The sequence below is a fragment of the Streptomyces sp. cmx-4-9 genome (assembly GCF_046548835.1).
GTDB lineage: Bacteria > Actinomycetota > Actinomycetes > Streptomycetales > Streptomycetaceae > Streptomyces.
Map to the genome: position 1 here is coordinate 146,900 of NZ_JAEBEE010000002.1, position 22,053 is coordinate 168,952.

37 protein-coding genes are annotated in these 22,053 nt (G+C 69.1%); 2 read left to right on the plus strand and 35 right to left on the minus strand.

Annotated elements, in window-relative coordinates:
• Window positions 1–43 precede the first annotated feature (43 nt).
• The 11 genes from ACLJTM_RS06655 to ACLJTM_RS06705 form a co-directional block, all read right to left on the minus strand.
• Entirely contained in the window at window positions 44–2,092 is a 2,049-nt protein-coding gene (locus ACLJTM_RS06655; RefSeq protein ID WP_411102462.1) for a hypothetical protein, read from the minus strand.
• Entirely contained in the window at window positions 2,089–3,351 is a 1,263-nt protein-coding gene (locus ACLJTM_RS06660; protein WP_411102463.1) for a hypothetical protein, read from the minus strand. Before ACLJTM_RS06660 ends, ACLJTM_RS06655 begins: the two co-directional genes overlap by 4 nt.
• Before the next feature lie 18 nt (window positions 3,352–3,369).
• Window positions 3,370–3,576 carry a hypothetical protein gene (locus tag ACLJTM_RS06665; protein WP_411102464.1) on the minus strand — a complete coding sequence of 69 codons (207 nt, stop codon included), beginning with the start codon at window positions 3,574–3,576 and terminating at the stop codon, window positions 3,370–3,372.
• The gene (locus ACLJTM_RS06670; protein ID WP_411102465.1) at window positions 3,573–3,893 is read right to left on the minus strand and encodes a hypothetical protein; all 321 of its coding nucleotides are present in this window, start codon (window positions 3,891–3,893) and stop codon (window positions 3,573–3,575) included. Before ACLJTM_RS06670 ends, ACLJTM_RS06665 begins: the two co-directional genes overlap by 4 nt.
• A gap of 69 nt (window positions 3,894–3,962) precedes the next feature.
• On the minus strand, window positions 3,963–4,160 hold the full coding sequence (locus ACLJTM_RS06675; RefSeq protein ID WP_411102466.1) for a hypothetical protein: 198 nt from the start codon (window positions 4,158–4,160) through the stop codon (window positions 3,963–3,965).
• Window positions 4,161–4,239: 79 nt separating this feature from the next.
• A complete protein-coding gene (locus ACLJTM_RS06680) occupies window positions 4,240–4,755 on the minus strand; it encodes a hypothetical protein (protein ID WP_411102467.1) in 516 nt (171 codons plus the stop codon).
• Window positions 4,755–4,985, minus strand: a complete 231-nt coding sequence (locus ACLJTM_RS06685; protein WP_411102468.1) for a hypothetical protein — start codon at window positions 4,983–4,985, stop codon at window positions 4,755–4,757. Before ACLJTM_RS06685 ends, ACLJTM_RS06680 begins: the two co-directional genes overlap by 1 nt.
• Before the next feature lie 34 nt (window positions 4,986–5,019).
• Window positions 5,020–5,178, minus strand: coding sequence for a hypothetical protein (locus tag ACLJTM_RS06690; RefSeq protein ID WP_411102469.1), 159 nt, complete (start codon window positions 5,176–5,178; stop codon window positions 5,020–5,022).
• Window positions 5,179–5,192: 14 nt separating this feature from the next.
• Window positions 5,193–5,363, minus strand: a complete 171-nt coding sequence (locus tag ACLJTM_RS06695; protein ID WP_411102470.1) for a hypothetical protein — start codon at window positions 5,361–5,363, stop codon at window positions 5,193–5,195.
• Window positions 5,363–5,707 (minus strand): hypothetical protein, encoded by a 345-nt coding sequence (locus ACLJTM_RS06700; RefSeq protein ID WP_411102471.1) that lies wholly within the window; start codon window positions 5,705–5,707, stop codon window positions 5,363–5,365. The genes ACLJTM_RS06695 and ACLJTM_RS06700 overlap by 1 nt, the downstream gene beginning before the upstream one ends.
• Window positions 5,704–5,949 (minus strand): helix-turn-helix domain-containing protein, encoded by a 246-nt coding sequence (locus ACLJTM_RS06705; RefSeq protein WP_411102472.1) that lies wholly within the window; start codon window positions 5,947–5,949, stop codon window positions 5,704–5,706. Before ACLJTM_RS06705 ends, ACLJTM_RS06700 begins: the two co-directional genes overlap by 4 nt.
• Before the next feature lie 208 nt (window positions 5,950–6,157).
• Here ACLJTM_RS06705 and ACLJTM_RS06710 point away from each other — a divergent pair, with 208 nt between their 5' ends.
• Window positions 6,158–6,895, plus strand: a complete 738-nt coding sequence (locus ACLJTM_RS06710; protein ID WP_411102473.1) for a GntR family transcriptional regulator — start codon at window positions 6,158–6,160, stop codon at window positions 6,893–6,895.
• Between the two features lie 78 nt (window positions 6,896–6,973).
• On the opposite strand, the gene ACLJTM_RS06715 is transcribed toward ACLJTM_RS06710, so the two are convergent.
• Window positions 6,974–7,459 (minus strand): helix-turn-helix domain-containing protein, encoded by a 486-nt coding sequence (locus ACLJTM_RS06715; protein WP_411102474.1) that lies wholly within the window; start codon window positions 7,457–7,459, stop codon window positions 6,974–6,976.
• A 175-nt stretch (window positions 7,460–7,634) separates the two neighbouring features.
• Here ACLJTM_RS06715 and ACLJTM_RS06720 point away from each other — a divergent pair, with 175 nt between their 5' ends.
• A complete protein-coding gene (locus ACLJTM_RS06720) occupies window positions 7,635–8,453 on the plus strand; it encodes a DNA replication protein DnaD (protein ID WP_411102475.1) in 819 nt (272 codons plus the stop codon).
• Between the two features lie 48 nt (window positions 8,454–8,501).
• On the opposite strand, the gene ACLJTM_RS06725 is transcribed toward ACLJTM_RS06720, so the two are convergent.
• The 23 genes from ACLJTM_RS06725 to ACLJTM_RS06835 all read right to left on the minus strand — a co-directional run bounded on the left by ACLJTM_RS06725 (window position 8,502) and on the right by ACLJTM_RS06835 (window position 22,043).
• Window positions 8,502–9,104, minus strand: a complete 603-nt coding sequence (locus tag ACLJTM_RS06725; protein WP_411102476.1) for a hypothetical protein — start codon at window positions 9,102–9,104, stop codon at window positions 8,502–8,504.
• 31 nt (window positions 9,105–9,135) lie between these two features.
• Window positions 9,136–9,312, minus strand: coding sequence for a hypothetical protein (locus tag ACLJTM_RS06730; protein ID WP_411102477.1), 177 nt, complete (start codon window positions 9,310–9,312; stop codon window positions 9,136–9,138).
• Window positions 9,309–9,830 carry a hypothetical protein gene (locus ACLJTM_RS06735; RefSeq protein ID WP_411102478.1) on the minus strand — a complete coding sequence of 174 codons (522 nt, stop codon included), beginning with the start codon at window positions 9,828–9,830 and terminating at the stop codon, window positions 9,309–9,311. Before ACLJTM_RS06735 ends, ACLJTM_RS06730 begins: the two co-directional genes overlap by 4 nt.
• Entirely contained in the window at window positions 9,823–10,275 is a 453-nt protein-coding gene (locus ACLJTM_RS06740; RefSeq protein WP_411102479.1) for a hypothetical protein, read from the minus strand. Before ACLJTM_RS06740 ends, ACLJTM_RS06735 begins: the two co-directional genes overlap by 8 nt.
• On the minus strand, window positions 10,272–10,640 hold the full coding sequence (locus ACLJTM_RS06745; protein WP_411102480.1) for a hypothetical protein: 369 nt from the start codon (window positions 10,638–10,640) through the stop codon (window positions 10,272–10,274). The genes ACLJTM_RS06740 and ACLJTM_RS06745 overlap by 4 nt, the downstream gene beginning before the upstream one ends.
• Window positions 10,637–11,563: a hypothetical protein gene (locus tag ACLJTM_RS06750; RefSeq protein WP_411102481.1), complete on the minus strand. Its 927-nt coding sequence runs from the start codon at window positions 11,561–11,563 to the stop codon at window positions 10,637–10,639. The genes ACLJTM_RS06745 and ACLJTM_RS06750 overlap by 4 nt, the downstream gene beginning before the upstream one ends.
• Complete coding sequence (locus ACLJTM_RS06755) at window positions 11,560–11,784, minus strand: hypothetical protein (RefSeq protein ID WP_411102482.1); 225 nt, start codon at window positions 11,782–11,784, stop codon at window positions 11,560–11,562. The genes ACLJTM_RS06750 and ACLJTM_RS06755 overlap by 4 nt, the downstream gene beginning before the upstream one ends.
• Window positions 11,781–11,981, minus strand: coding sequence for a hypothetical protein (locus tag ACLJTM_RS06760; RefSeq protein ID WP_411102483.1), 201 nt, complete (start codon window positions 11,979–11,981; stop codon window positions 11,781–11,783). Before ACLJTM_RS06760 ends, ACLJTM_RS06755 begins: the two co-directional genes overlap by 4 nt.
• An 82-nt stretch (window positions 11,982–12,063) precedes the next feature.
• Complete coding sequence (locus tag ACLJTM_RS06765; protein WP_411102484.1) at window positions 12,064–12,339, minus strand: hypothetical protein; 276 nt, start codon at window positions 12,337–12,339, stop codon at window positions 12,064–12,066.
• Window positions 12,340–12,434: 95 nt separating this feature from the next.
• Entirely contained in the window at window positions 12,435–12,788 is a 354-nt protein-coding gene (locus ACLJTM_RS06770) for a response regulator transcription factor (RefSeq protein ID WP_411102485.1), read from the minus strand.
• Window positions 12,785–13,222 carry a hypothetical protein gene (locus ACLJTM_RS06775; protein WP_411102486.1) on the minus strand — a complete coding sequence of 146 codons (438 nt, stop codon included), beginning with the start codon at window positions 13,220–13,222 and terminating at the stop codon, window positions 12,785–12,787. The genes ACLJTM_RS06770 and ACLJTM_RS06775 overlap by 4 nt, the downstream gene beginning before the upstream one ends.
• A gap of 73 nt (window positions 13,223–13,295) precedes the next feature.
• Complete coding sequence (locus ACLJTM_RS06780) at window positions 13,296–14,042, minus strand: DNA-methyltransferase (protein WP_411102487.1); 747 nt, start codon at window positions 14,040–14,042, stop codon at window positions 13,296–13,298.
• Entirely contained in the window at window positions 14,035–14,244 is a 210-nt protein-coding gene (locus tag ACLJTM_RS06785; RefSeq protein WP_411102488.1) for a hypothetical protein, read from the minus strand. The genes ACLJTM_RS06780 and ACLJTM_RS06785 overlap by 8 nt, the downstream gene beginning before the upstream one ends.
• A 229-nt stretch (window positions 14,245–14,473) precedes the next feature.
• Window positions 14,474–14,944, minus strand: a complete 471-nt coding sequence (locus ACLJTM_RS06790; RefSeq protein ID WP_411102489.1) for a hypothetical protein — start codon at window positions 14,942–14,944, stop codon at window positions 14,474–14,476.
• A 43-nt stretch (window positions 14,945–14,987) separates the two neighbouring features.
• Entirely contained in the window at window positions 14,988–15,659 is a 672-nt protein-coding gene (locus ACLJTM_RS06795; RefSeq protein WP_411102490.1) for a hypothetical protein, read from the minus strand.
• Window positions 15,660–15,664: 5 nt separating this feature from the next.
• Window positions 15,665–17,032 (minus strand): replicative DNA helicase, encoded by a 1,368-nt coding sequence (locus ACLJTM_RS06800; protein ID WP_411102491.1) that lies wholly within the window; start codon window positions 17,030–17,032, stop codon window positions 15,665–15,667.
• On the minus strand, window positions 17,029–17,391 hold the full coding sequence (locus ACLJTM_RS06805) for a hypothetical protein (protein WP_411102492.1): 363 nt from the start codon (window positions 17,389–17,391) through the stop codon (window positions 17,029–17,031). Before ACLJTM_RS06805 ends, ACLJTM_RS06800 begins: the two co-directional genes overlap by 4 nt.
• Window positions 17,392–17,963: 572 nt before the next feature.
• A complete protein-coding gene (locus tag ACLJTM_RS06810; protein WP_411102493.1) occupies window positions 17,964–19,160 on the minus strand; it encodes a DNA cytosine methyltransferase in 1,197 nt (398 codons plus the stop codon).
• A complete protein-coding gene (locus tag ACLJTM_RS06815) occupies window positions 19,157–19,648 on the minus strand; it encodes a hypothetical protein (RefSeq protein ID WP_411102494.1) in 492 nt (163 codons plus the stop codon). Before ACLJTM_RS06815 ends, ACLJTM_RS06810 begins: the two co-directional genes overlap by 4 nt.
• A gap of 39 nt (window positions 19,649–19,687) precedes the next feature.
• The gene (locus ACLJTM_RS06820; protein WP_411102495.1) at window positions 19,688–20,518 is read right to left on the minus strand and encodes a hypothetical protein; all 831 of its coding nucleotides are present in this window, start codon (window positions 20,516–20,518) and stop codon (window positions 19,688–19,690) included.
• Entirely contained in the window at window positions 20,515–20,769 is a 255-nt protein-coding gene (locus ACLJTM_RS06825; RefSeq protein WP_411102496.1) for a hypothetical protein, read from the minus strand. Before ACLJTM_RS06825 ends, ACLJTM_RS06820 begins: the two co-directional genes overlap by 4 nt.
• Complete coding sequence (locus ACLJTM_RS06830; RefSeq protein ID WP_411102497.1) at window positions 20,766–21,167, minus strand: hypothetical protein; 402 nt, start codon at window positions 21,165–21,167, stop codon at window positions 20,766–20,768. The genes ACLJTM_RS06825 and ACLJTM_RS06830 overlap by 4 nt, the downstream gene beginning before the upstream one ends.
• Window positions 21,168–21,236: 69 nt before the next feature.
• A complete protein-coding gene (locus ACLJTM_RS06835) occupies window positions 21,237–22,043 on the minus strand; it encodes a recombinase RecT (RefSeq protein ID WP_411102498.1) in 807 nt (268 codons plus the stop codon).
• Window positions 22,044–22,053: the final 10 nt, after the last annotated feature.

The following is a 22,053-nucleotide window of genomic DNA, read 5'->3' on the forward strand; positions in this document are numbered from 1 at the left end:
CATATCGGGATGAACTGGGTCCCGTCCGGGGGGTGTCCGGGGCCTAGAGGGCCTTCAGGGCTACCTCAAGGCAGGCGCGGTCATAGCCGCGGAGCCGTCCCTTGCCGGGGATGTTGACCTTCTCGGGGCGGATGACGCCAGCCGCTCGCAGCTCCTCGGCGAGGGTGTCTGGATCCATCCGGGCGGCGGTGGCGAGTTCGTCCAGCTGGGCGGCATCCCGGCCGCTGTCGGTCATCACGCGCAGGCATCCTTCGATCAGGAGCCTGTCGAGCGCGGCCTTCTGTGCTCGCTCCTCGCGGGACGCCGCATCACCCGTCAGGGTTCCGGCGTCGAGGCGGAGCTGCCGCCCGAGTTCGCAGATCTTCCGGAAGTCGGGCAGGTCGATCACGTCGCCGCGGAGCGTGGTGTGCCCGTCCTCGGCGCCCTGGTCGAGGACGAAGACGCCCTTGGAGTTCTCGGTCAGCGCGTGCGGGGCAGCGCCTGCCCTGACCGCGGCCTCCCCCAGGACCATGGCGGAGCTGTCGGGGTCTTTGGTGCGGAAGCTGGCGCGCTTGATGCACACGGCGCGGAGTTCGGTGGGGACGCTGTCGGCGTCGGGGCGCTGGGTGACGAACACGCCCATGCCGAGGACGAAGCGGGCCACGCGAACGAACCGGGCGAAGTAGTCGACGAGGATCGGCTGGGCCTTGATCAGCCGCGGGTTGTCGGAGTCGTCGCCTTCGGCGGGCACCTTGACCAGGTTGGCGCCGTCAAGGAGTTCCTGCAGCTCGTCGACAATGAGGAGCACGGGACCCATGCCGTCGTCCGCGAGTTCGGGCGTGATCTTCCCCTCGGGGCAGCGCTCCGGATCCTCCTCGAACAGCCGGGCCAGGTCGCGGCCTCGCTTCTGCATGTCGCCGACGGTGGAGGACATGAGGTCGAGGACTTCACGGATGTCGTCCGGTTCGGAACCGGAGATCCACCGGTGGGCGATCGCCTTGAGGGGCGCCCAGTCGGGGCCGCTCTTGCCGGTGATGACGATGATCCGGACGGTCGGGTCGAGGGCTGCCGCAGCGGCGATCAGCCGGGCGAGGTAGGACTTGCCGTAGTCCTGCAAGCCGCCGATGAGGATGGACGACCAGATCAGGTTGAGGGCCTGCCGGTCCTGGCGGGCGTCGGTGCCGAGCGGGATCCCGTCGCGCCAGAAGTGCCACTGCTGGGCGCGGAGGAGCTCGCTGTGAACCTTGGGGCCGGCGAACGGGTTCGCGTTGTCGGCGACCCACAGGCCGACCCGCCCTTCGTGGCTGCCCTCGGAGGTGTCGGCCTTGAGCTGGACCTGCTGCGCTTTCACGCGGAGGGCTCCGGCGAGCTTCCCGGCCTTGCTGGTGGCTTCGACGGCCTCCATGCCTTCGGGAAGTTCGATGGTGGCGGCCCAGCCCGGTCCGTCAGGTCGGATCTGCCCGATCACTCGGGTCTCGGCGCGCTGAGCCTCTGTGACGATCTTCGCCTTGACGAGGGCCGTGATCAGATCCTGCTCGCCGCGAACCCCATGCCGGGCGGAGTCTGCCGCGGCGCCGGCCGGCAGCGCCGGGTCGTAAGCCGTGCGGGCCGCCGGGAACGCGGGCCCGTCGCCGATGCCGCGCCGGACGCTGTACAGGTAGGCGCCGAGGGCGGATGTGAGGGCGACCCAGCCGCCCCCGGTGACCGTACCGACGGTGGTGGCGGTGGTGGCGGCTGCCCCCCAAGCTGCGGTTTGGGCGCTATAGATCAGGCGGTGCTTGATGTAGGCGGCGCGCCGCTTTTCGACCTGATCCTTCAGGTCGTCCTGCTTGTCGACGTCCTGCTCGGCGGCGAGGGCCTGCTCGGCGGTGGCGATCATGTGGGGGTGGTAGTCGTGCCAGCCGGCCACCCAACGCTGACCCATCCGGTAGCAGCCTCGTCCGGCGAGCGGCATGTACCCGCGGTGCTCGACCACGTGCTGCCCGGCGGACTGCAGCCAGCCCGGGGTGGCGGCCTTCTCGATCGTGGCCGGGGGGTGGGTGACCCCCTCGAGCGGGGCGGCCGGCAGGTCGGGGACGGGGGTCAGGTGCGGGCGGGCGGCGGCGGTGCTCATGCGGTCTCACCCTCTCGATCCATGGCGTTCTTCGCGGTGATGGCGGCCTGCCTGTTGGCGGCCGGGACGTACTTCACGGTGTCTCCCTTGCGGCGCACACCGGACCGCGTCGGCGGCCGGTAGAGGCGCGTTCCCGAGGCGGGGGGCATTTGCGATGCACGCTGGGCGTTCGCTGCCTTGACGGGTCGCTTTCCGGGCGCCTCGGAGCGGGCTGCGATAAGGCGCCGCTCGGCCGCATTCCGGCCGCGGATGATGTCGACGCTGTCGCCGGGGTCGACGCCGTTGAGGTCGCGGTAGGCGCGCTTCCAGATGGCTTCGGTGACGGTGGTGTCGCCGAGGGCCGCGGACAGTCGAAGTGCGTGCGCCCACTCCTTCGGGAAGGCGGACTGCCTTTCCGTGGCGAGCTTCTTCGCGGCCTCTTCGGCGATCTTCTCCGCCGCCTTCTTCTCGGCGAGGGCGAGTCGCCGAGCGCCTTCCTCCGCAGACTTGGCGCGGCGCGCAGCCCACCAGGAGACTTTGCCGTCCCGGAGCCGGATCCGGCCGTGCTCGTGGAGGTCCCAGATGCCGGGGCCGGCGATCGAGGCGACGGCGGTTGCGATGGCGGTGGTCGCGTCGAACTGGTCGAGCCCGTGCGCCAGGTTTACAGCGGCGGCCCCGGCGGCGATCAGCCAGGCGATGAGTCGGTAGTGCCAGTGCGGCCGACGGTCGGTCACTGCGGCTGCCGCACCCTTGAGGACGACCCACGCCCCCGCTTCGAGAACGATCGGGACGCCACCGAGGTACGGCCGTTCGGGGCTGTAGAAGGCGGACATCTGTACGGGCAGGGCGACCAGGGCGCAGACGACGGCGAAGCTGAGGGCTGCGGTCTTCCAGGACTTCGCGGACTTCTCGCGCGCCTCCTGCTCGTCCTCGGCTGCCGCTTCGGCTTCCTCGGCTGCTTTTGCTTCGGCTTCGGCCTTGCGTCGGGTCTCGGCCTGCCTGGCCTTAGCCTCTTCGATCCGCGCTTCGTGGGCTGCGCGCTCCGATTCGAGCCGCATTGCCGCCCGCTCGTTGGCGATCCGCAGCTTCTCGGCTTCCTCCTTGGCCTTGATGATCTCAGCTTGGGCGGCGGCTTCGGCGGCGATCCGCTTGACCTCGACCTCGGCTGCGGTGAGGGTTCGGATCCGGTCGGCCTCGGCTTCGGAGATCGAGGCGCGGGCCCACGACTCGGCGGGCGAGACGAGCGATGTGCCGTTGACCTTGTCGGGGGCGGTGGTCATGGCGGTCTCCTTCCTGGATCAGGTGCGGGTGGGGGGTGTGACGCGAAGGGGGCGGGGCCAGATGCGGTGTCCGTCGCCGCTGGACTCCAGGGCGACTGCGGCGGCGAGCGCCAGACCGACGACGATCCGGGTGGTGGTCGTCCAGTCGAGGCCGAGGATCGACAGGATCCCGATGAAGGCGAGGAGGCTGCGGGCCTTGGCCACCGCGGCCACGGCGGCGGTCATGACCACTCCCACCGTTCACCGGCGCGGGCGGCACGGAGGGCGGAGTCGCCGATCTGCCGGGCGTTGGCGGCGCTGTCCGCGGAGAGTCGAGGTGCCGCTGCCAAGAGAGCGGCCCCCGCGAGCCCGGCCTGCGCCGGAGCGAGGTCGAACGGGTCACCGGAACGGCAGGCGAAGACGGCCTTGACGCGGCGCCACTGCGACCAGCTGGCCTTCGCCTTCAGCTCGTCGCCGAGCTCACCGATCTGGGTGCCTGAGAACGTGCCGCGCGGGGTTCCGCCGTGCGAGATGCTCCAGCTCATGGCAAAGCTGCCCTTCATGCGTGGTGGATGGGGTGGTGCTGACAGATCTCCAGTCCGCCCGTTCGAGACGGGCGGAGCGGGCTACGGTCAGCGGCGCGAGCGGCAGCGAACGCTGAGATCCCGGTGGATGGCCACCTGACCTTCGGCCTGATGCCGCGCGTCGCTGCCCCAATTGGCCTTGGTGAAGTCCCACAGGCCGCCGCACCGACGGCAGAAGGCCCGGTAGTCGCCACCGTCACGGAGCAGTTCGGCGTAAGGGTTCGCAGCTACTACTGAGAACGACATGAGCTCTCCTCACAGATCAGGCCGGGACTGTCCCGGCTCCCGTCACCGCAGGTACGAGACCTGCGGATCAGGCAGCCGGTCAGCGGAGGTCGCGGGCGAGAGCTTCGAGGGCCTGGGCTTCGCCTTCGTCCTTGCCGACCCTGCGGTTGGCCTTCCAGGCCCGGCTCATGCTCAGCTTTTCGATGTCGTAGTTGTTCCGCAGACCCTTGAGAGACAGTTTTCGGGTGCCGGGCCTGCCGAACTGGACTGCATGGACGAGCTCGTGGATGACCGTCTCGTCGAGCCACTGCTGGGGTTCCCGGATCAGGGCGCCGGCGTTGATGAGGACGAGGGTGCCGTCCGCGTCGAGTCCAGTGATGCCGAGGTAGCCGACGGTCGACTCGACGTACCGGGGGCGAACCTGGGCCCCTAAAACCCGCTGGGCGGCCTGCATCATGACCTCGGGGCAGTGCTTCTGGGCGGCCACGACGATGCGCGTCGGGGTCATCCGTTCCCGCATCCGCTGCACCAGACGGGCGGCCTGGTCGGCAATCTCCTCGACGCGGGCCAGAAGCGGCACGTACTTGCGGTGTAACTGGTAGCCGGAGACGTCCATCAGGCGGCCTGGCTGCTGCGGAGCGCGTCGAGCTGGGCGACGAGTGACGGGTAGCCGGGGTACTCGGCGTCGATCCGGGCGGCCTCGGCGCGAACCTCGTCCTCACGGCCTGAGTCGCGGCCGAGCCGGGCGGTCAGGAAGTCGGAGATGACCGCGGCGTGCAGGGAGGTGATCGCGTCCTCGACGGTGATCGAGCGGCGGCGGGCGGTCAGGCTGGTGACGTTCGACATGGCGTGCTCCTCAGTGGTCAGGCGGGATGGTGGTCTAGCGCTGGGTGCGGCCGGCCTGTTCGAGCTCGTCGGCCCGGCGGTTGAAGTAGGCGACGCGGTCCTGCCGGTTGCCGACGCCGCGCATCTCAAGGTCGGCGGCAATCTCACGGAAGCGGGCGGCGATCCGGAGGCGGGACTCGGGGGTGTGGGGCACGGCGGCCTCCAGGTCTAGCGGCGGTGGGTGTGCTGCGGGGCGCCGGTAGCAGAGCCGAGTTGGTCACGCTGGGCACCCGCGGACTCGGCACGACGGGACTGCGCGGCCTGGTAGTCGGCGAGGCACTGCTGCTGCGTCGTCGGCTGCTCGGCGGTGTGCTGGCCGGACTGGGCGGAGGCGGCCATCAGGCCGGCACCCCCTCGAGCATCGGGCTGAGCTCGACCTCGAACGGCGTCGGCAGCGGCGTCATCGGCAGCTTGTACGCCTGAGCCGTCAGGTACCGGATGAAGAAGTCCCGCTCGAACTCACTGAGGTTCGGGTTCAGCCGGACGATGACGCGGGACCCGCTGACCGCGACATACCCGAAGAAGCCGTCGTCCGTGATCTGAGCGTCGGTGACCTCGACATGCAGCTCGGCCGTCATCTCGGCGAGCGGGGTGTCGAAGACGTAGTCGAGGGTGGGGCGCTGGCCATCCAGCAGGCGGAGCACGGGCTGCACGGGAGTCGCATCCAGGGCGATTGCGTTCACGACGCCACCGCCAGATCACCGGCGGGGATGCCGCGGTCGGCGACGTACCGGTCGAAGGCGGCGCGGCTGATGCGGATCGTGCCACGACCGGCGCCGACCCGGTACGCCACCAGATCCCCCTGCCGGATGGCGAGGTAGACCGTGGAGACGTCTACGCGCAGAGCGACGGCAACTTCCTTGGCCCTCAGTGGAGCGATAGCGGGGACGGATTTGGCCGTCTCCGGGGTAGAGTTCTCCTGCATCGGTTTCTCCAGATTCCAGATGCGATGGCCTCGACGGGCTCAGTGTTGGTAGCACTGAGATCCCCCGTCGGGGCCTTTGTCGTGTCTGACTTGTCCCGGCCTGCCGATCCCTTGGCCGCGGCTCTAGGATGTACTAGAGCACTTCCCGGCTTGGGGAGTCAAGGGAATCGGAGCGTTTTCCTAGAGCGCTCTAGATCAGGGAGGTTCCATGGATCGAGAAGCTCAGCATTTGCCCCCATATAGGCAGTATGCCAATGAGATCATCGCCAGGATCAGGAGCGGGGAGCTGCGCCCCGGGGACAAGATCCCTTCAGCGCGTGACCTGATCCGGGAGAAAGGCGTGGCCATGGGGACCGCCTCGCGAGTCCTGGCTGCTCTTCGAGATGAGGGCTGGGTCGACACGATCACGGGGTACGGGAGCGTCGTGCGCACCCAGGCCGCACTGACTCAGGGGGCTGACCGCATCGGCATGATCCGCAGCGGGGGTACCGGCCTCGTAGACGGCGAAGTAGTTGAGTTCGTCGAGGCCCGGACCGAGCCCGCGAGTCAGGAGGTCGCCGACGCGCTAGGGGTTGAGGCGGGGCAGGAGGTGGTCATGCGGAGGCGCCGATATGTCGATGAGGCGGGAGTGTCGGTCGTCTCCTCTACATGGATCACGGCAGCCTTGGGTGAGCGGCTCCCGGAGTTCACCCAGCCCGAGCGACTGCCCAAGATGACCATGGGGCTCATCGAGGAGCGGACCCAGCGGCGGGCTACCCGGAAGCGGGATACACATTCCGTCGGGAGCGTCCCGACGGATGTCGCACCCCAGTTGAACGTCGAGCCCGGCGAACGCGTCCTGAAGGTTACTAACAGGTACCTCGACCAGAACGACGAACCTACCGAGTACGCCGTCGACTGGCATGCGCCGGGCCGGAGCTGGGTCGCGGAAGGCCCTGTCGAGTAGGACGGTGGGCGCATGGGAGAACCCTCGCCGCACATGCAGAAGGCCCCGCCGGCTGATCGGCGGGGCCTTCACTGTGTCCTAGCCTGCTGCCGCATCCCCGATCTGCAAGCCCTGGGAGACGCGCCGCCACTGCTCAAGGGCTTCCCTGATCTTTTCAGGCGACGCCCCTTCTGCGGCTCGAACAACCACGATCATGCGGGCGTCGGAGTCTCCAAGCTCCACGACTCGGGTGTCCAGCAAGTCCCCGTGGGCCAGCTCGTGGGCAACCGCCAAAGGCAGGTCATCCTTTGGCTCCGCATCGACTGTGGCGGATTGCCGACGCCGCACGGGAGGGCCGTCTGCATCGCCAGCGAGGATCTGGTCGATATAGCCGTCGGGCCACCCGAGGATGCCGGTGATCTCGTGCGTCTTCCGGCTGATTCGCCTGCGCTGGTGTCCGCCCTCCAGGTTCTGGATGGTGGATCGAGAGGTGCCGGAGCGCTCCGCCAGCTCTTCCTGCGACAAGCCCATCGCCAACCGTGAGGCCTTGAGTGCTGCGGCCACGGTCTTCCAGTTCTCCTCCATGCACCCATCCTGCACGGGAGAGTGGCCTACGCCAAGTTAAAGCTTCCGAAAGTAGAGAAGAGCTTGCGCAATGACCAGTTAATGCCTAACTTTCAAAGCGGCGGGCCCACCCCGAACGACCAAGAACCGGGTGGGCCCATCGATCAATCCACTGTGTCCACAGATCGGAGAGACCATGTCCATGGTCGCACGCCAGGGCCCGTCACCGTTCGACGCCATCCGCGGCGAGGACGGCCGCTGGTCGGCGCGCCAGCTGCAGAACCTGATGGGCTACAGCAGGTGGGAGAACCTCGCTCCTGCACTTACCAGGGCCATGGCCAGTGCCCGCAATGAGGGCATGGACGTCGAGCAGCTCTTCCTGGGATCGCAGGAAGTTTCTGGCCGACGCGGTCCGGCAGGCCAGGACTACCGACTCACGCGCCACGCCGCCTACCTGCTGGCCATGAACGGCGACCCGAACAAGAAGGAGGTCGCCGCCGCGCAGGCGTACTTTGCGACCATGACCCGCCAGGCCGAGGTCGCCGTCATCAAGCCGATGGATGAGCTGGAGCTGGCCGAGCGCCAGGTCGCGCTCATCCGAGAGAAGCGGGCCGCGCTGGCACGGGCGGAGAAGGCGGAGGCGTTCCAGACCGCCATCGAAGCCGGCGACGGCCTCACCCTTCGCGCTTTCCATAAGAAGTACTTCTCCGAGATCGGCGAGCGGGCCTTCATGGAGCACCTCTATGGCCGCAGCTACCTGATCGACCAGCGCGGCAAGGGTGCCGAACGGGAGGACGGCACGGTCCGGGACGGGACCCAGCACCGGCACCCGTCCGCGAAGGGCAAGCCGTTCTTCTACCTGCACGGCCACGGCCAGTACGGCGGGAAGCGTCGGGAAGCCACCCGCGTCCGACCTGGAACTCCGGAGCTGGACCTCAAGGCGGCCCTGATCAAGGACGGCCTGTCCGCCAACAACAACGACACTGGCAGGCCGCTGGAGATCGAGGCCGCCTGACCCCGGACGCACGAATGCCCCGCCGCCCATCGGGCAGCGGGGGCTTCGTCACGCCGCGGACCTCTCCGCCATCGGCAGCTGCAGTACCTCGGCGTGCCCGTACTGCACCTCGCACCCCGGGCACCGTGCGCCAGGCGTGTCGAGGGTGATCCGCAGGACGGTGCCGCAGGGGCAGGTGACGGGGATCCGGCGGGGCGGTCGGTCGCCGGTGATCAGCCGTTCGGCCTGGCCGGTTATCTGCCGGAGCTCGGTGGCGAACTCACGGACGGCGGGGTGCTCATCGCAGATCATGGCCAGGTTCCGCAGCAGCAGGTCCGCGTATCCGTCGACCGCAGCCTCCACCGTGCCGTACTGCGGGAGCTGCCACTGCTCGCGTTCGCACAGGTCGGCGGACCAGCCGGCGAGGACACCTTCGATGCCGCCGCGTGCTCGAAGATCCAACGCATCGAGGCTGCACGGGAGGGGTGCGGTCCGGCCGGAGCTGGTCCGTCCACCGTCGCCGCACCGCCCGGGCTCCAGGGCTTCAGCGAGGGCGGCGTACAGGCCGGGCAGGTCGATCAGGTGCTGACGGATCTTCTGCTGGCAGCCGTCGTGGACTCGGCTGGCGGAGGGACGGAGGCAGAGCTCGCAATACGCGTCGGGCTGGATCACGGCGTTCTCCTGGTGCGGGCGTGCGGGCAGGTCAGGCGTTCTGGTGTTCGTCTTGGTGCGCGGTGTACATGGCGAGTGCGAGGCCGATCTGGTCGCGGTAGGGGCCGGGGCCGGTGGGGCTGCCGGCCGCGTTCCAGTCGGCGAGGATGCCTGCGATGGCCTTCTGGTAGATCTCGCAGGCGTCGCACGTCTCGTGGGCCGGGGTCATCGGCGCGGGTTCCAGTTCGGTCCGCGGAGGGCGGCGGGTACGTCGGCGGTCCGCATGGGCGGTTCCGGCGTCGGCTTCCACTCGGGCGGCTGCGGCGTCGGCTTCCACTCGGGCGGCTGCGGCCGGTCGAGCGTGGCGATGATGGCGGCGCTCATCCCGTGGGCCCAGGCCGGGTCGAGGAGTTCGGGGCAGTCGTTGATGTTCTCGGTGACGGGGTCGTCGCAGTCGCCTTCGGACCCGCAGCCGCTGCAGGCCGTGGCCCACAGGCGACTGTTCGTGCTGGTGGGGTCGACGCTGTGGCGGGCAAGGATCTTCCGGTCGGCAGCACACCGGCGGAGGACGACGGAAACTGCGACCAGGAGGCCCACGGCATGGCCCTGCCCGGCGTCCGTGCGGACCTCGATGGGCGTGTAGTCGCCGGATTCTCCCTCGACGATTGCTGTCGTCGGCGGGCAGGCGCGGGCCCGCTCCTCAACCTCGGCGATCTGCTGGCTGATCCAGCCGTGGAGGTCAGGCATCGGGGGTCTCCCGTCCGTCGAGCATTTCGATCGTCGGGCAGGGCCAGGGCAGCAGGCAGGCCGAACAGACCGCGTGGTCGCAGGAGTGGAGGTCGCGGAGCCGACGTGCTCCCCCGACCTCGGCGCGGAGCCGCTGGATGGTGCTCTCGTGCGCCATCTGGAAGCAGATCCCGGCCCTCTGGCCTGCGTCGATGATCAGGGCGGCCCGCTCTAGGCGTTCCGCGGGGGTGGCCCGGTTCCAGTGCCACAGCCACTGGGCGGGTGTGGAAGCCGCGGGGTGTCGCCAGGCAGGCGGCTCCTCTTCGCCCTCGTGAAGGGCGGCGAGCTCGTTCTTGAGCTGTCCGATCCGGGCGTCCGAGCTGGCGACCATCTCGGCCAGTTCGATCTCGTCGTTGTTGTTGAGGTAGAAGCGGGCCTGCTCACTCATGTCGTCGTAGCGGCTCACGGCGTCTCCTTCGGCGGGTCGAGTTCGTCGCTGCTGTCGCGGGTGGGGATGTCGCCGCGGAGGACCATGAGCAGCCGCTCCTGCTGGTCGTCGGCCAGGTTCCGGCGGGCCCATTCGCGAGCGTTGCAGATGAGGCTGATGAAGCGGGCGGCCTGCTGGCGGCTGGCTTCGAGTCCCGCTGCGGCCTCGTCGGCACGTGCCCGGGTGATGCTGAGTTCGTCGTCGCGGACGGAGAGCACCGCGTAGGCGTCGCCGCCGTAGCAGTGGAGATCGTCCGGGTGGGCGTCTTCCCAGCGGCGGCCGGGGTTGGCGTACTCGTAGAGGGCTTTGGCGTACCGGTCGCGGAGTTCGGGCTGGTCGGTCATGAGGTCTCCTTCGGCGATTCAAGGGCGGTAGCGAGCCAGCCGGCCCATGTGCGGGCGCCGGTAGTGCGCTCCATGTCGTGGATCACGTCACGGACGCGGGAGATGGCGGCCTCAGCGTCTTGAGTCGCCAAGGTTGCGGTGAAGCAGGCTTCGCCCGTGACGCGCAGTCGTTCCCGGAGGTCGTCGGCCAGGGTCTCGGCCTCCTCGGCCCGCTTCTTCGTGGCCATGTACAGCTCGGCGAGCTGGGTGGTCTGCTCGCGGGAGATGCGGCGGACGTTGTTGAGGTAGACGTCGCGGGCGGCGAGGACGGCGTCGGCGAGTTCGCCGGCCTGCTCGCGGTCGAGGTACGGCGCGAAGGCTTTGGTCTCGCCGGCCTGGTAGAGCGCTTCGGCGTACCGCTCCCGCATGCCGACGTTGGGGTCGTAGTCGTCCCTGATCGCGGCGCAGTCGGGGCCGTAGGTGTGGTGTTCGGTGCAGGCGTCCGGGCACTCGGCGGGGGCGGACTGGCCGGCCGGGGTGTCGGGCTGGGTTACCCGCGCCTGGCATGGCGGCTCGTAGGTGTGCTGTTCGCTGCAAGCCTTGCTGCGTCGGCGAGCGCGACGCTCAGCGTTGAACTCCGCCGTGGTCATGGCGCGACCTTCGGGCTGGTCGGTCACGATCGTCTCCTTCGACTGGCCTTGCAGGTGCCGCGCCGCGATGCGGAGTCCTGCGGCGATGCTGCTGTGGCTGATCGCGCCCTCATCGGTCTGGGACTGGGCGGCGCAGGCCTCGTGGTGGGCGGCGTCGGCGAGGATCCGGTCGAGGGCGGACGGCTGGGTCGGGCCGTCGGCGCAGGGCCCGCAGAACGGCTGGTCGCGGTAGTTGTGGTAGGTGACGCTCTCGGAGCCGCAGACGCAGCAGGTCTCGGTGGGCGGGCTGTTCACAAGTACCTCCGGGGCGGGGTGATCGTCGTGATGCGGATGTCGTCGCCGACGGGTGTCCACTGCCGTCCCCCGCCCGCGGCCCGCCCGGCTTCGGGTTCGATCCGGTGCTCGCGGAGTTCCCGGAGCCGGGTGGCTGCGTCGGTGCGGGGCCGGCGTGGTGGCGGGGCGGTGTCGCAGGGCTCGATGTCCCAGCCCGGCAGGAACAGCTGGTCGGCGGTCACCTGCTGCTGACATTCGGGTTGGTGGGTTCAGTCGCGTCGAGGATGGCGAGTGCGTGAAGCAGCAGCGCTCGGCAGATGGCGCGTTCACGCGGGCCCTCGGGGGCCACGCTGTCGACGGGTGTGATCTGGTTCCCTCCGTCGGGCGAGGTTGTGACGAGCTGGAGCATGGGGAGCAGGTGCGGCGGGATGGTCTTCACGGGTTCCTCCGGGCTGTCATTTCGGGTCGATCGGCTAGGCGGGGCGGCCGTACCGCGGGTCAGCGGGACGCCCGCCAGTTGGTCAGCTCGCGAACCAGACCGGCCCGTCGGGTGCGGGGTTCTGCCAGAGCACGCCGTAGGGCTTGTCGACCGGGACGAGGCCGACGCTGGCGGGGTCGACGCAGCGGCGGTCTATGCCGAAGCGGCCCTGGCGGTGGCGGTCGGCGGCGGTCTCTCCGGAGAACGTGCGGTGGCATCCGTCGGCGGCACAGTGGCTGCGACTGATGCCGGTCCACCAGGCGCCGCAGGAGCAGGCGGCTGCGGCGGCCGGGCGCGTGGGGTCTTCAGGGTGGGTCATTGTTGCCTCTTCTCGGCGTTGGGTGCGGGATCTGAGAGCCTGGGACAGCGCAGGTGGGGCTTTTCTTGTTCGCGGGGGTCCAACCCGCCAGGGACTTAACTCGCCAGTAGCTTCCGCCGGATGGCCGCCTTGTGAGCCTGCTCCCCGGCCCAACACCCGTGCGGGCAGAGCTTCGGGTCCTCGCCGCGGCGGCGGTGTGCCTCGTACCCGGCGTGGTCTCCGTGCCGTTGCGGGCGGCCGTCGAGGATCCCGGCCCGGCAGGCGAGGAGCACGGCTTCAGCGCTGTTCCCGGCGCCCAGCTTCCGCATGACCCGATGCATGGCCTGCTTGGCTGCTTCGCCTGACGTGCCGCGTCGGCGTCCGATATCGGCGTAGGTGCGCCCTGCGGTGATGAGTTGCAGGGTCTCCAGCTCGAGCGCCGTCAGTACCGGTCGGGCGGGCGCGGTCACGACTGGGCCTTGCGGACGCTGAAGATCCCGTAGCCGTCGCGGACCACGGTGTCGCCGAACAGGGCGATCGCCTTCTCGGCGACGGGCTGGCGGATCGTGAGGCCGACGACGTCCAGTCGGCCGTCCACGTCGCCGAACCGCATCTTCGACGGCTCGCACCACTCGAAGACCTCGGCGAGGTTCTCTTCGGTGAGGGTCCGCTCCTCGCCGGAGTAGTCCAAGTGCGGGACGCCGCCGAGGACCATGGCTCCGCAGTGCGGGCAGTGGTACTGGCTGAGCGGGGCGCCGACGAGCTGCTGCGGCTCCCACGGCCAAGGGCAGCGCTCGCCTTCCTCGTTGCGGGGTGCGGTGATGTGGAGGTCGCGGGCCAGGTTCAGCTTCTCGGCGTCGGCCTGCTCGGGAGTGATCTCGGTCCAGGTGCGAATCAGCGGCATCAGGGGTTCTCCTCGGGTCTGGCAGGATCGGGATCGGATGGCCAGCCGCCTAGCCTGCGGCTGGCCGTCCGTGTCACGGGGTGGGGATGGGAGCGGCTGCGGCCAGGCGGCGGGCTGCGATCTCGCAGTAGCGTTCGTCGGCCTCGATGCCTATCGCTCGTCGACCGAGCATCCGGGCGGCGTCGAGGGTGCTGCCGGAGCCGGCGAACGGGTCGACGACCAGACCGGCGACCGGGCTGGCGTACTCGATGAGCGGGGTGAGCAGCTCGACGGGCTTCTCCGTCGGGTGTCGCCGCTGGTACCGGACAGCCCCCGCCTTGATCACGGACCGGGCAAGCCGGGTCCCGTTGTCGACGTAGGTGTGGGCGCCGACGGTCCCGGTGTGTGCTGCCCGGTCGGCGCTGCCCTTCGCGGACTTGTCGGGGCCGCTGTGCGCGGTCCGCGGGGTGTCGTGGTGGATGTCACGCCAGTCGCCGCGGTACCAGTGGGTAGCGATCTCGTGGACCCTGCGGAACCGGTCCTTCGTGAAACCGGATCCGTTGGACTTCTCCCAGACGATGTCCTGGCTGAGCTTCCATCCGTCGAACTCGGAGCGTCGATCGAGGAGCATCCGCATGCTGCCGAAGCACCACATGCTGGCCGCGGCCTGCGCTGCGACGGCCGGCCAGCCCTCGGGCCAGCTGTCCCAGGCGAGGGACGTGCACTGGTACGGCGGATCGGTCAGGACCAGGTCGGCCTGCAGCCCGAGGGCCGGCAGGATCTCCCGCATGTCGCCGCGGTACAGCGTGACTTGATCGTCGCGGTAGTAGGGCTCAGGCACGGGGTGCCCCCGCAGCGTCGGCGCGGTCCGTCCCGCACGGGCAGGTGTTGGTGGAGGGGTACTGGTCCTCGCGGCAGGTTGCGCAGCGCCACAGGTAGCCGGCTCGCAGAGCGATCTGGACCAGGGCAGCCGCCTCGTCCCTCGTCTCGGCTTCGGCAAGGAGTTCGGTGATGGCTTCGGAGCGGTGGTTACGGTTGAGCATCAGGGTTCCTCCGTCGTCGGGGGTGCTGGTCGTCGTGGGCCGTGCAGGTCAGGCAGCGGGCTTGCCGCAGGTGACCAGTTCGGGGTCTGTCGTGATGCGGTCAGTGCGCGGCGCCTCGAACGGCGTTCGATCGCAGCAGGGCATGCGCGTCAAGCCGTTCGGGGGGCTGGCGTGGACGGCGGGCTGCTCGGTCATCGGCTGGCCTTTCGGGTGCGTCGGGCGGGGATGGTCATGCCGTCTGTCCGGCGAGGGGGATGCGGGCGGGGTGGCTGGCGACGGCCCAGCCGTCCTGGCGGCAGGGGTCGCCGGACGGGGCCTGGCAGGTCGGGCAGGTGTTCGCCATGTCTGCGGCGCTGATGGTCATCAGGACGATCGGCTCGTCGCCGAGTCCGGCCGGCTCGCGGCACAGGCACCAGTCGCAGTTGCAGGAGTGCTCGACGAAGGCGGTCACGCATTCCGTGAAGTGCTCGGCGGCGGCACCGTCGGGGAGGGGCCCGCTCCACAGGTCGCGGGCGCGCTCGATGGCAATGCGGTTCCGAACCTCGGCGAGCATCCGCTCGAGCCGGGTGACGCTCTGCTCGACAATGTCGGGGTGCTCCTTGAGGTAGCCGCGGACCCGGACGTCGGACCAGTGGGTGATCGCATCGGAAGCGGCTGCGCTCAGTTCGAGCATCTTGTTGTTGACGTCTTCGATGGTCATCAGAGGGCCTTTCGGGTTGCGGTCGGGAGAGGGTGGAAAGCGGTCATGCGGCCTTCGCTCCGTGTTCGAAGCGGGCGGTGCGGCCGAGGGTGTAGGCCGCTTCGAGGTGCGGGCCTGCCGGGATACCGGGGTGCAGGAGGGTCTTGGTCAGGTCTCCGCGGGGAATCGTGAGGATCGGCTTGCCATAGGGGATGGGGTGAGCGCCCCACTTCCGCCAGACCTCGAGGTCGCGCGGACGCGCCTTGCTGAGGTCGCTGCCGAGGCTGGCCAGGTCGTCGATGGCGAGGAAGTAGTCCAGGCCGTAGAGCGGCGGCGGGAAGTCGCAGTCGTCGTCGCAGCGATGCAGGCTGCCGCAGTGGGCGGCCCGACTGATGCTGAAGTGGAGCGGCGTTGCCCCGCAGGTGTCGGGAATCGGGCCAAGGATCAGCAGGTTGGTTGAGCCGCCGTCGGGTCCGATGCCCTTGGTCGGGTGGACTGCGTCCGTTAGGAGATCCATGTCGAGGCGGTCGCTGGTGCCCTTGACCTCGATCCACCAGCCGATGTCAGGCAACCGGAAGTCGGGCAGGTACGGACGCCGCTGCTCGCCGATCAGGAAGCCCTGCGGTTCGTACTCCCAGCGGAGGCCAAGGTCGTTGAAGACTGTTGCCCAACGGGCCTCCAGGCGCGAGCGGAACAGGTGCCCGGCGTAGTAGGTCTCGATCGCTGTTATGGCCATGCGGATCACATCCGTCCCATGGAGCGGAGGCGGGCGTAGTGCCCCTGGAAGGTGAGTGCGACGGTCCGGCCGGCGGCTCCGTTGCGGTTCTTCGCGACGATGAGGTCGATCTCTCCGGCGCGTTCGCCGGTGTCGGAGCCGTCTTCGGCGAGCGGCCGGTGCAGGAGGACGATCACGTTGGAGTCCTGCTCGATCGCCGAGGAGTCCTTGAAGTCGGTGACTTGCGGGAGCCGGCCGACGGCGTTGCGGTTGAACTGGGCGAGCGCGATCACGGGGATCTCGAACTCCATCGCGAGGAGCTTCAGGCCACGGGACAGCTCGGCGACTTCGTTGGCGCGGGTGGCGTTGGACTTGCTGCCTTCGGGCGTCATGAGCTGGAGGTAGTCGGCGACGACCATGGCGGCCGGGGTTCCGCGGGAGGCCATCCAGCGCATGCGGGCCCGGATCTTGCCGAGGGTGAGGTTCGCCGAGTCGTCGAGGATGAAGTTCCCGGCGTTCTGCATGGCGGGTGCCGCCTTGTAGACCTTGGCCCAGTCGGCTTCGTCGAGCTTGCGCCGGATGAGCCGGTCAAGAGGGACGCTGGCCTCGGCGGACGTGAGGCGGGCCATGAGCTCGGAGCCGCCCATCTCCATGCTGGCGACGAGGACGGGCTTGCCGCGGGTGAGAGCGACGTGCGCGGCGAGGTTCATGCCGAACAGGGACTTGCCTCCGCCGGTCGCGGCGCCGACGGTGACGAGCTGGCCGGGCTTGAGTTCCACGACCTGGTTGAGGTCGGGCCACGGGGTGTCGAGGGCGTTGGGGTCGGTGCCGACTTCGAGTTCGTCGATGAAGCCCATCCAGCGTTCGGCGACGGACAGCTGGACATCGCCGGTCGGGGCTCCGGAGGCGGCGGCTTGGAGGTCTGCCATGGCGGCGTCGAGGATCTCCGCGGCGGTGGAGGCGGCGGTGAGGGCCCGGCTGGTGGCACGGCGTGTGGCGGTGAGGACGGCCCGGAGCTTGGCGTTCTCGCGGACGATCTCGGCGTAGTAGTCGCCGTGGGCGGCCGTCGGAACGGACTGGACCAGCATGTGGAGGTAGGCGGCGCCGCCGACCTTGCCGAGTTCCCCGCTGGACATGAGCTGTGCGGCCACCGTGATCGGGTCGATCTTCGGGTCCCGGCTGGCGGCGTACAGGTCGCAGATCGTCATGTAGATCGTCTGGTGGCTGGGCTTGTAGAAGTCCGCGGCGCCGCCGGTGAGGACCGAGGAGATCGGTTCGATGACGGACTTTTGGAGGAGCATCGCGCCGAGGACGGCCATTTCGGCTTCCTCGTTGTGCGGTACTGCGGTGGTGATCTCGTCGGGGAACTCGGGCTCCCAGGCGGGCTCGGTCATGCGGCTTGTCCTTTGCTGGCGGGGTGACAGTCGGGGCAGCGCTCGAGGTGGCGGAGTCCGCGGTCGTCCTCGACTTCGCGGGTGCGGCTGATCTCGTCGCAGTCGGGGTCTCCGCAGTGCGCCGGCTTGGTGCCGGCTGCGGGACGGGGCTGCGGCACGTTGGCGGCTGCGGGCGGCAGGCCCTTCCAGCCGCCGCGGAGGAAGAACGTGGCGTATCGGATGGGCTGGCGGGCCGTCGCCTTGGTGTCGAGCGCGAACTTGACCATGGCGGGCACGCCTGCTCGTTCGACGATCGAGGCGATCTGCATCGTGTCGCCGGCTTGCATGCTCCAGCTGACGACGATCCCGGCCTCGGTCATTGCCTTGATGAGCGGCTGGCAGCGCGTGAAGGCGTCCGGCTGCGATGGGGCCTCGCTGCTTGCCTGCTCTTTTGGGAATGGGGAAGGTGGTCCACTTTCTGGACCACTACGTGCAAAACCTGGACCACTACGGTCCTCATGCGGTCCAGAATCTGGACCACTACGAGAGGTGTCGTCACGGGTTTGCGGTCCAGTTTCTGGACTGCTACCAGGCTCTAGTGGTCCAGTTTCTGGACCGCTACGAGCGGCCGACCGGGAGTATCCGATGGCCTTCGGCAGCCTGTAGAGATGAGACCGACGGCCCGCCGCCTCCTCCGCAACCTCTAGTTCGCCGAGCTTCTTGGCCGCAACGAGAGCGGCGCTGACGGTCGATTTCGACTTCGTATTCAGCGCTCGCATAAGGGCCGGGTAGCTGAGCTTTACTTCGCACGCCGCGGTGCGCACCTGGTCCGCTACGAACAGCACGGCGATCCGCGCGTTGCCCTTCGACTGGGAGTGATCCCACACCCAGTTCATGGCGTCCAAGGTCACGGCAGGCTTCTCTCTGGCTGGTGCGGGTAAAGGGGTGCGGGCTAGGCCGCGGTGGCCATGGCTTCGAGGTCGGCGCACAGCAGGCGCCGGTAGCCTTCGACGGCCTGGCGGGTGACGACGCCGTTGCCGAGGATCTTCAGCTGCTGGGCGCGCGGCAGGTCGAGGCCGGTAACCCAGCCCTCCGGGCAGCCCATGAGCCACTCGACGAACTGCGGGGTGAGGCGGCGGTTACCGCGCGCGCCGGGTTCGGTGGGTTCCGGCGCCGGACGCCCGAGGAGGGCTTCCCAGCGGCGCACGGCGGGGCCGTAGTCCACTCCGTCACTCGTCACCCAGCGCTCGGGGCCGAGCTCGGCCTTCCGTACAGCGATGCTGAGCGGGGTGCCCTGTCCGTTGCCGTTGATCTTCTTGGCAAGGTTGCGCTGGCGCCGGGCCTCCCAGGACTCGATCGACTCGCTGTCGTTCGGGTTCGAGGCGGCAGGGGTGGGGAGGAGCCACGCGATGTCGGTCAGCGTCTTGCCGGCGTTGAACTTCTTCCCGGGTGTACGGCGCGAGGTCCAGTTGCGGCTGCAGCGGGCGTCGGCAACGGTCGGCGTCGACATGAGGACTACGCCGTCATCTCCCGTGGGGGCGGCAGCAGGAACACCACCTCGTCCTCCAGTGTCGGCCCGTGCCCGCCGGCCTTCCGCTTCTCCGGGTGCTGCGGCCCACCGTTCACGCCAAGCTGCGCTGTCGGGGTCTTCAGCAACGGGATGGGCGATGAGGAACCAGCGGTCCCGCGGGTGCGGCGCGCCGACGGCGGGGTCGCCAGCTCGTACACATGTCCACCGCGCGTCATACCCGATCGCGGCCAGCTCGGCGACGACTTCGCCGAGGCCCCGCGACCTGATCGCCGCCACGTTTTCCAGGAAGACGAGGCGGGGTCGAATGATCCGAACAGCCTGAGCAACGTTCGTCCAGATCCCGGAGCGGGCATCGGCTAGTCCCTTTCGGAGTCCGGCGTTGGAGAGCCCCTGGCAGGGGAAGCCGGCGGTGAGTGTGTGGATCTGGTACTGGGCAGCGACGGCGGCCCAGTCGGCCTTGGTGATGTCGTGGAGGTTGGTGGCCCACGGGAAGCGGGCGGCCATGACCTGGGCGGCGTACTTGTCGTTCTCGGCGTAGACGAGGGTCTTGTTGCCGGTGATCTGCTCGACGGCAAGATCCAATCCGCCAAAACCTGAACATAGGGACAAGTTGGTCATTTCGCACTCCCCTTCCTGATGGGCGAGGTTCGCCGCCCCGTGGCTGCTCGGCGGGCGGAATCGAGCTTTCGATGGCAGGGGACACAGAGGCGCTGGTAGTCGCTGACGTCTCCGTAGCGGCCGGTCAAGTTCGCCCACTCGTATCGCTGGTCGGTAGCCGATGTGCCGCACTTCTGGCAGTGGTTCGGCTTCCCTCTGACTGACTCCACGCGGAGGTGCAGGGCCTGATATCCGGCGGCTTCGCCTTTCCACATGGGATTGTTCTCGCCGGACTGATCCCTCTTGATGGCCTTGCGCCGAGCTATGCCATGTCGCGGCATGAGGCGCTGCAAAACCTTGTGCGTTGTGCCGGTGAGCTGGGCGACCTCTCGCATGGTGTGGCCCGCCTCGTAGAGCTCGCGGACCTTAGCCACCAGCTCGGGGTCGTAGTCCTTGGTCGGAGGGGGTTGCCACTGCGATGCGGCTCGGTCGTAGATCCCCTTAGGCATGTCGACCGCCGAAACCCGAGCAGAGGGAGAGGTTCGTCATCAGGCGGCCTTTCGCATGTCGCGGATCTTGTCGTGGACGTAGTCGGCGCTCATGTCGAGCCGGGCGGCAATCTCGTGCGGGGGGATGGCGAATGCGGCCAGGTGCTCGATGTCTGCGCGGCGGGCGGCAGCGAGCGCCCTGCGGTTCCCGTCATCGAGAGCTGGCTGGAAGTCCGGGTCATCGAAGTCCTCGGCGTCCCAGTAGGCGGTGCCGGCCCACCCCTTCGCAGCGGCCTTGGCGCGCACCGCCTTCGCCGACCGGTGCAGGACTCCGAAGCTCTCCGGCTCCTGTCCGGCGAGTTCGGCGCAGGCGTCCTTAACGGCAACCGCAGTGAAGAGTCGGATGGTCCGGCCGAGTTCTTGCCGCATCAGGTAGGCGACGTAGCCCTCGCCGGTCTTGAGTCGGGAGTCGAGCCACGGCGTGGGCCAGCCGTCTGCCGACAGAGCCCTGAGCCGCCGGATCGTGCCGACGTTGGGAATGAAGGCCCCGTTGCGAGTGGACGTGGCCTCCGGAACGGGTACCGCCAGGATCTTTGCGGCGGTGTAATAGCGGATCTTCTTAGCGATAAGGACCTGGTGCAGGTGGGCTTCTCCCACCCCTGCGCGCTGGGCGATCAGCCGGTCCGGCAGGCCAGCCATTCGAAGTGCCCAGATGTGGGCGACGGCCGGCTTGGCTGAGACGAAGGAGCCCCGGCCGGTGGCGCGGAGGTACTTCCACTTCGAGGCCTGCGCACAAGCTGCGGCGGTGCAGAGCGTGCAGTGGCATCCGCGGTGATAGCGACGGTGGTCGCCGTGGTCCAGCGCTTCGGTGGGGATGATGGTCCGGCTCACTTGTCTTCCTCCGTCCGGCGGGTCTGGTGGGGGATGAATACGAGTTCTGCTGCGATGCGGTCGTCGCTGTACGGGTCGCCGGGTTCCTGCTCGATGCCGGCTTTGCGGAGGGCGCGGTAGGCGGCGAGGTCTGCGATGAGCTGGGGCCGCCGGTCGGGGATTGGCTCCGGACCGGGCCCGCTGCAGTGCCAGCCGACGGTGACGAGGAGGCCAAGGACGGCGCCGATCGCGAACCAGTCGTAGGCGCTCATGCCGCCCTCCGGCTGCGTGCGGCGCGGGCCTTCTCGGCGGCTGCCTTCTTGGCCCGCTCAGCCCGGCGGATCTTCAGGAAGTGGTGCGGGGTGACCGTCAGCCGGTACTGGTTGACCTTCTTGCCGCGGGCCTTCGGGTTGGCGGACCGGACCTCGCCGACGACGATCAGCAGGTGCGGCTCCCGCATCAGTAGGCCGTGGAAGTACAGGCCGGCCTGGTGGTGTTCTGTCTCGGGGAGGACGGCCCGCAGGTCGTTCATGGATACCGGCTGGCCGTCGGCGGCTATGTGGGCGAGGGCCTGGTCGTAGGTGGCCTCGGTCCAGTCGGACACGCGGCTGTAGAGGTTGGCGAGGTGGGCGTTGGCCTGGGTGCGGGCCTCGTCCGGGGTGAGTTCCATGACGGTTCCTCTCGCGTGTGCTCTTCTTGGGGTGGGCCAGCCCGATTGCCGCGGGCTGGCCCGGCCCTGCTAGTCGACGAGTTCGCCGTCGATGGGGTCGTCGTCTTCGTCGGGGTCGACTTCGCCGAGCGGGGCGGCTGTCAGCGTCGGCGCGTCGAGGCGTTCGATGACGGCGCTGCGCTTCTCGGCTGAGGTGGGCACCCACTTGCCGAGCCGGCGGGCTGCGGTCTTCAGCCACATGGCCTCTTCGTCGGTCCGCCACGGGCTGTACTCGCCGTCGGCGCCGTCGGACTTGGCCTTGGCGCGGGCGATGTGGCTGGCGTTGAGGACGACGACCTTGCTGATTGCCCCGCCCTGCATGGCGGCGTAGGCGTAGGCGCCGACGAGGGGGCCGCGGTCGGCGAACCAGTCGGCCTTGTGGAAAGGCTGCTTCATGGCGCCGGGCCAGCGCGGGGGGTGCTGTTCGTCGAGGGCGCCGGGTGTCCAGAGGAACAGGTCGTTCTGCCGGACGACTTCGACGACGACCGAGGAGGCGGCGCCGGCGTTGTAGATCAGTTCGACGATGCCCTGGTAGCCGACGATGCCCTGGACCTCGGGCCGGCCCTTGCGCTTGATGGGCCGCAGGTAGAACTGTTCGGTGCCGGGTTCCAGGCCGAGGCGGGCGGCGGTCATGAGGGCGCTCATGAGGGAGCCGGGGTTGGACTGGGCGGCCTCCATGAGGCGGGGGTTCTGCCGGAGGACCCCGACGGCGAGGCGGGCGAACGTGTCGACCTTGACGTGGCTGGCCGCCACGGTCGCGAGCTCCGCCTTGTACTGCTCGATGAGGGCGGCGGGTGTCTGTTCCTGCCGGGCGATGGCGTTGCCGATCTGGCTCACGGGTGGCTCC

Excerpts from the sequence above, each read along its gene's own strand:
- ACLJTM_RS06655 (WP_411102462.1), bottom strand. The coding sequence starts at position 2,092 with ATGAGCACCGCCGCCGCCCGCCCGCACCTGACCCCCGTCCCCGACCTG.
- ACLJTM_RS06660 (WP_411102463.1), bottom strand. The coding sequence starts at position 3,351 with ATGACCACCGCCCCCGACAAGGTCAACGGCACATCGCTCGTCTCGCCC.
- ACLJTM_RS06665 (WP_411102464.1), bottom strand. The coding sequence starts at position 3,576 with ATGACCGCCGCCGTGGCCGCGGTGGCCAAGGCCCGCAGCCTCCTCGCC.
- ACLJTM_RS06670 (WP_411102465.1), bottom strand. The coding sequence starts at position 3,893 with ATGAAGGGCAGCTTTGCCATGAGCTGGAGCATCTCGCACGGCGGAACC.
- ACLJTM_RS06675 (WP_411102466.1), bottom strand. The coding sequence starts at position 4,160 with ATGTCGTTCTCAGTAGTAGCTGCGAACCCTTACGCCGAACTGCTCCGT.
- ACLJTM_RS06680 (WP_411102467.1), bottom strand. The coding sequence starts at position 4,755 with ATGGACGTCTCCGGCTACCAGTTACACCGCAAGTACGTGCCGCTTCTG.
- ACLJTM_RS06685 (WP_411102468.1), bottom strand. The coding sequence starts at position 4,985 with ATGTCGAACGTCACCAGCCTGACCGCCCGCCGCCGCTCGATCACCGTC.
- ACLJTM_RS06695 (WP_411102470.1), bottom strand. The coding sequence starts at position 5,363 with ATGGCCGCCTCCGCCCAGTCCGGCCAGCACACCGCCGAGCAGCCGACG.
- ACLJTM_RS06705 (WP_411102472.1), bottom strand. The coding sequence starts at position 5,949 with ATGCAGGAGAACTCTACCCCGGAGACGGCCAAATCCGTCCCCGCTATC.
- ACLJTM_RS06710 (WP_411102473.1), top strand. The coding sequence starts at position 6,158 with ATGGATCGAGAAGCTCAGCATTTGCCCCCATATAGGCAGTATGCCAAT.
- ACLJTM_RS06715 (WP_411102474.1), bottom strand. The coding sequence starts at position 7,459 with ATGGAGGAGAACTGGAAGACCGTGGCCGCAGCACTCAAGGCCTCACGG.
- ACLJTM_RS06720 (WP_411102475.1), top strand. The coding sequence starts at position 7,635 with ATGTCCATGGTCGCACGCCAGGGCCCGTCACCGTTCGACGCCATCCGC.
- ACLJTM_RS06730 (WP_411102477.1), bottom strand. The coding sequence starts at position 9,312 with ATGACCCCGGCCCACGAGACGTGCGACGCCTGCGAGATCTACCAGAAG.
- ACLJTM_RS06735 (WP_411102478.1), bottom strand. The coding sequence starts at position 9,830 with ATGCCTGACCTCCACGGCTGGATCAGCCAGCAGATCGCCGAGGTTGAG.
- ACLJTM_RS06745 (WP_411102480.1), bottom strand. The coding sequence starts at position 10,640 with ATGACCGACCAGCCCGAACTCCGCGACCGGTACGCCAAAGCCCTCTAC.
- ACLJTM_RS06765 (WP_411102484.1), bottom strand. The coding sequence starts at position 12,339 with ATGACCCACCCTGAAGACCCCACGCGCCCGGCCGCCGCAGCCGCCTGC.
- ACLJTM_RS06775 (WP_411102486.1), bottom strand. The coding sequence starts at position 13,222 with ATGCCGCTGATTCGCACCTGGACCGAGATCACTCCCGAGCAGGCCGAC.
- ACLJTM_RS06785 (WP_411102488.1), bottom strand. The coding sequence starts at position 14,244 with ATGCTCAACCGTAACCACCGCTCCGAAGCCATCACCGAACTCCTTGCC.
- ACLJTM_RS06790 (WP_411102489.1), bottom strand. The coding sequence starts at position 14,944 with ATGACCATCGAAGACGTCAACAACAAGATGCTCGAACTGAGCGCAGCC.
- ACLJTM_RS06795 (WP_411102490.1), bottom strand. The coding sequence starts at position 15,659 with ATGGCCATAACAGCGATCGAGACCTACTACGCCGGGCACCTGTTCCGC.
- ACLJTM_RS06800 (WP_411102491.1), bottom strand. The coding sequence starts at position 17,032 with ATGACCGAGCCCGCCTGGGAGCCCGAGTTCCCCGACGAGATCACCACC.
- ACLJTM_RS06805 (WP_411102492.1), bottom strand. The coding sequence starts at position 17,391 with ATGACCGAGGCCGGGATCGTCGTCAGCTGGAGCATGCAAGCCGGCGAC.
- ACLJTM_RS06810 (WP_411102493.1), bottom strand. The coding sequence starts at position 19,160 with ATGACCAACTTGTCCCTATGTTCAGGTTTTGGCGGATTGGATCTTGCC.
- ACLJTM_RS06815 (WP_411102494.1), bottom strand. The coding sequence starts at position 19,648 with ATGCCTAAGGGGATCTACGACCGAGCCGCATCGCAGTGGCAACCCCCT.
- ACLJTM_RS06825 (WP_411102496.1), bottom strand. The coding sequence starts at position 20,769 with ATGAGCGCCTACGACTGGTTCGCGATCGGCGCCGTCCTTGGCCTCCTC.
- ACLJTM_RS06830 (WP_411102497.1), bottom strand. The coding sequence starts at position 21,167 with ATGGAACTCACCCCGGACGAGGCCCGCACCCAGGCCAACGCCCACCTC.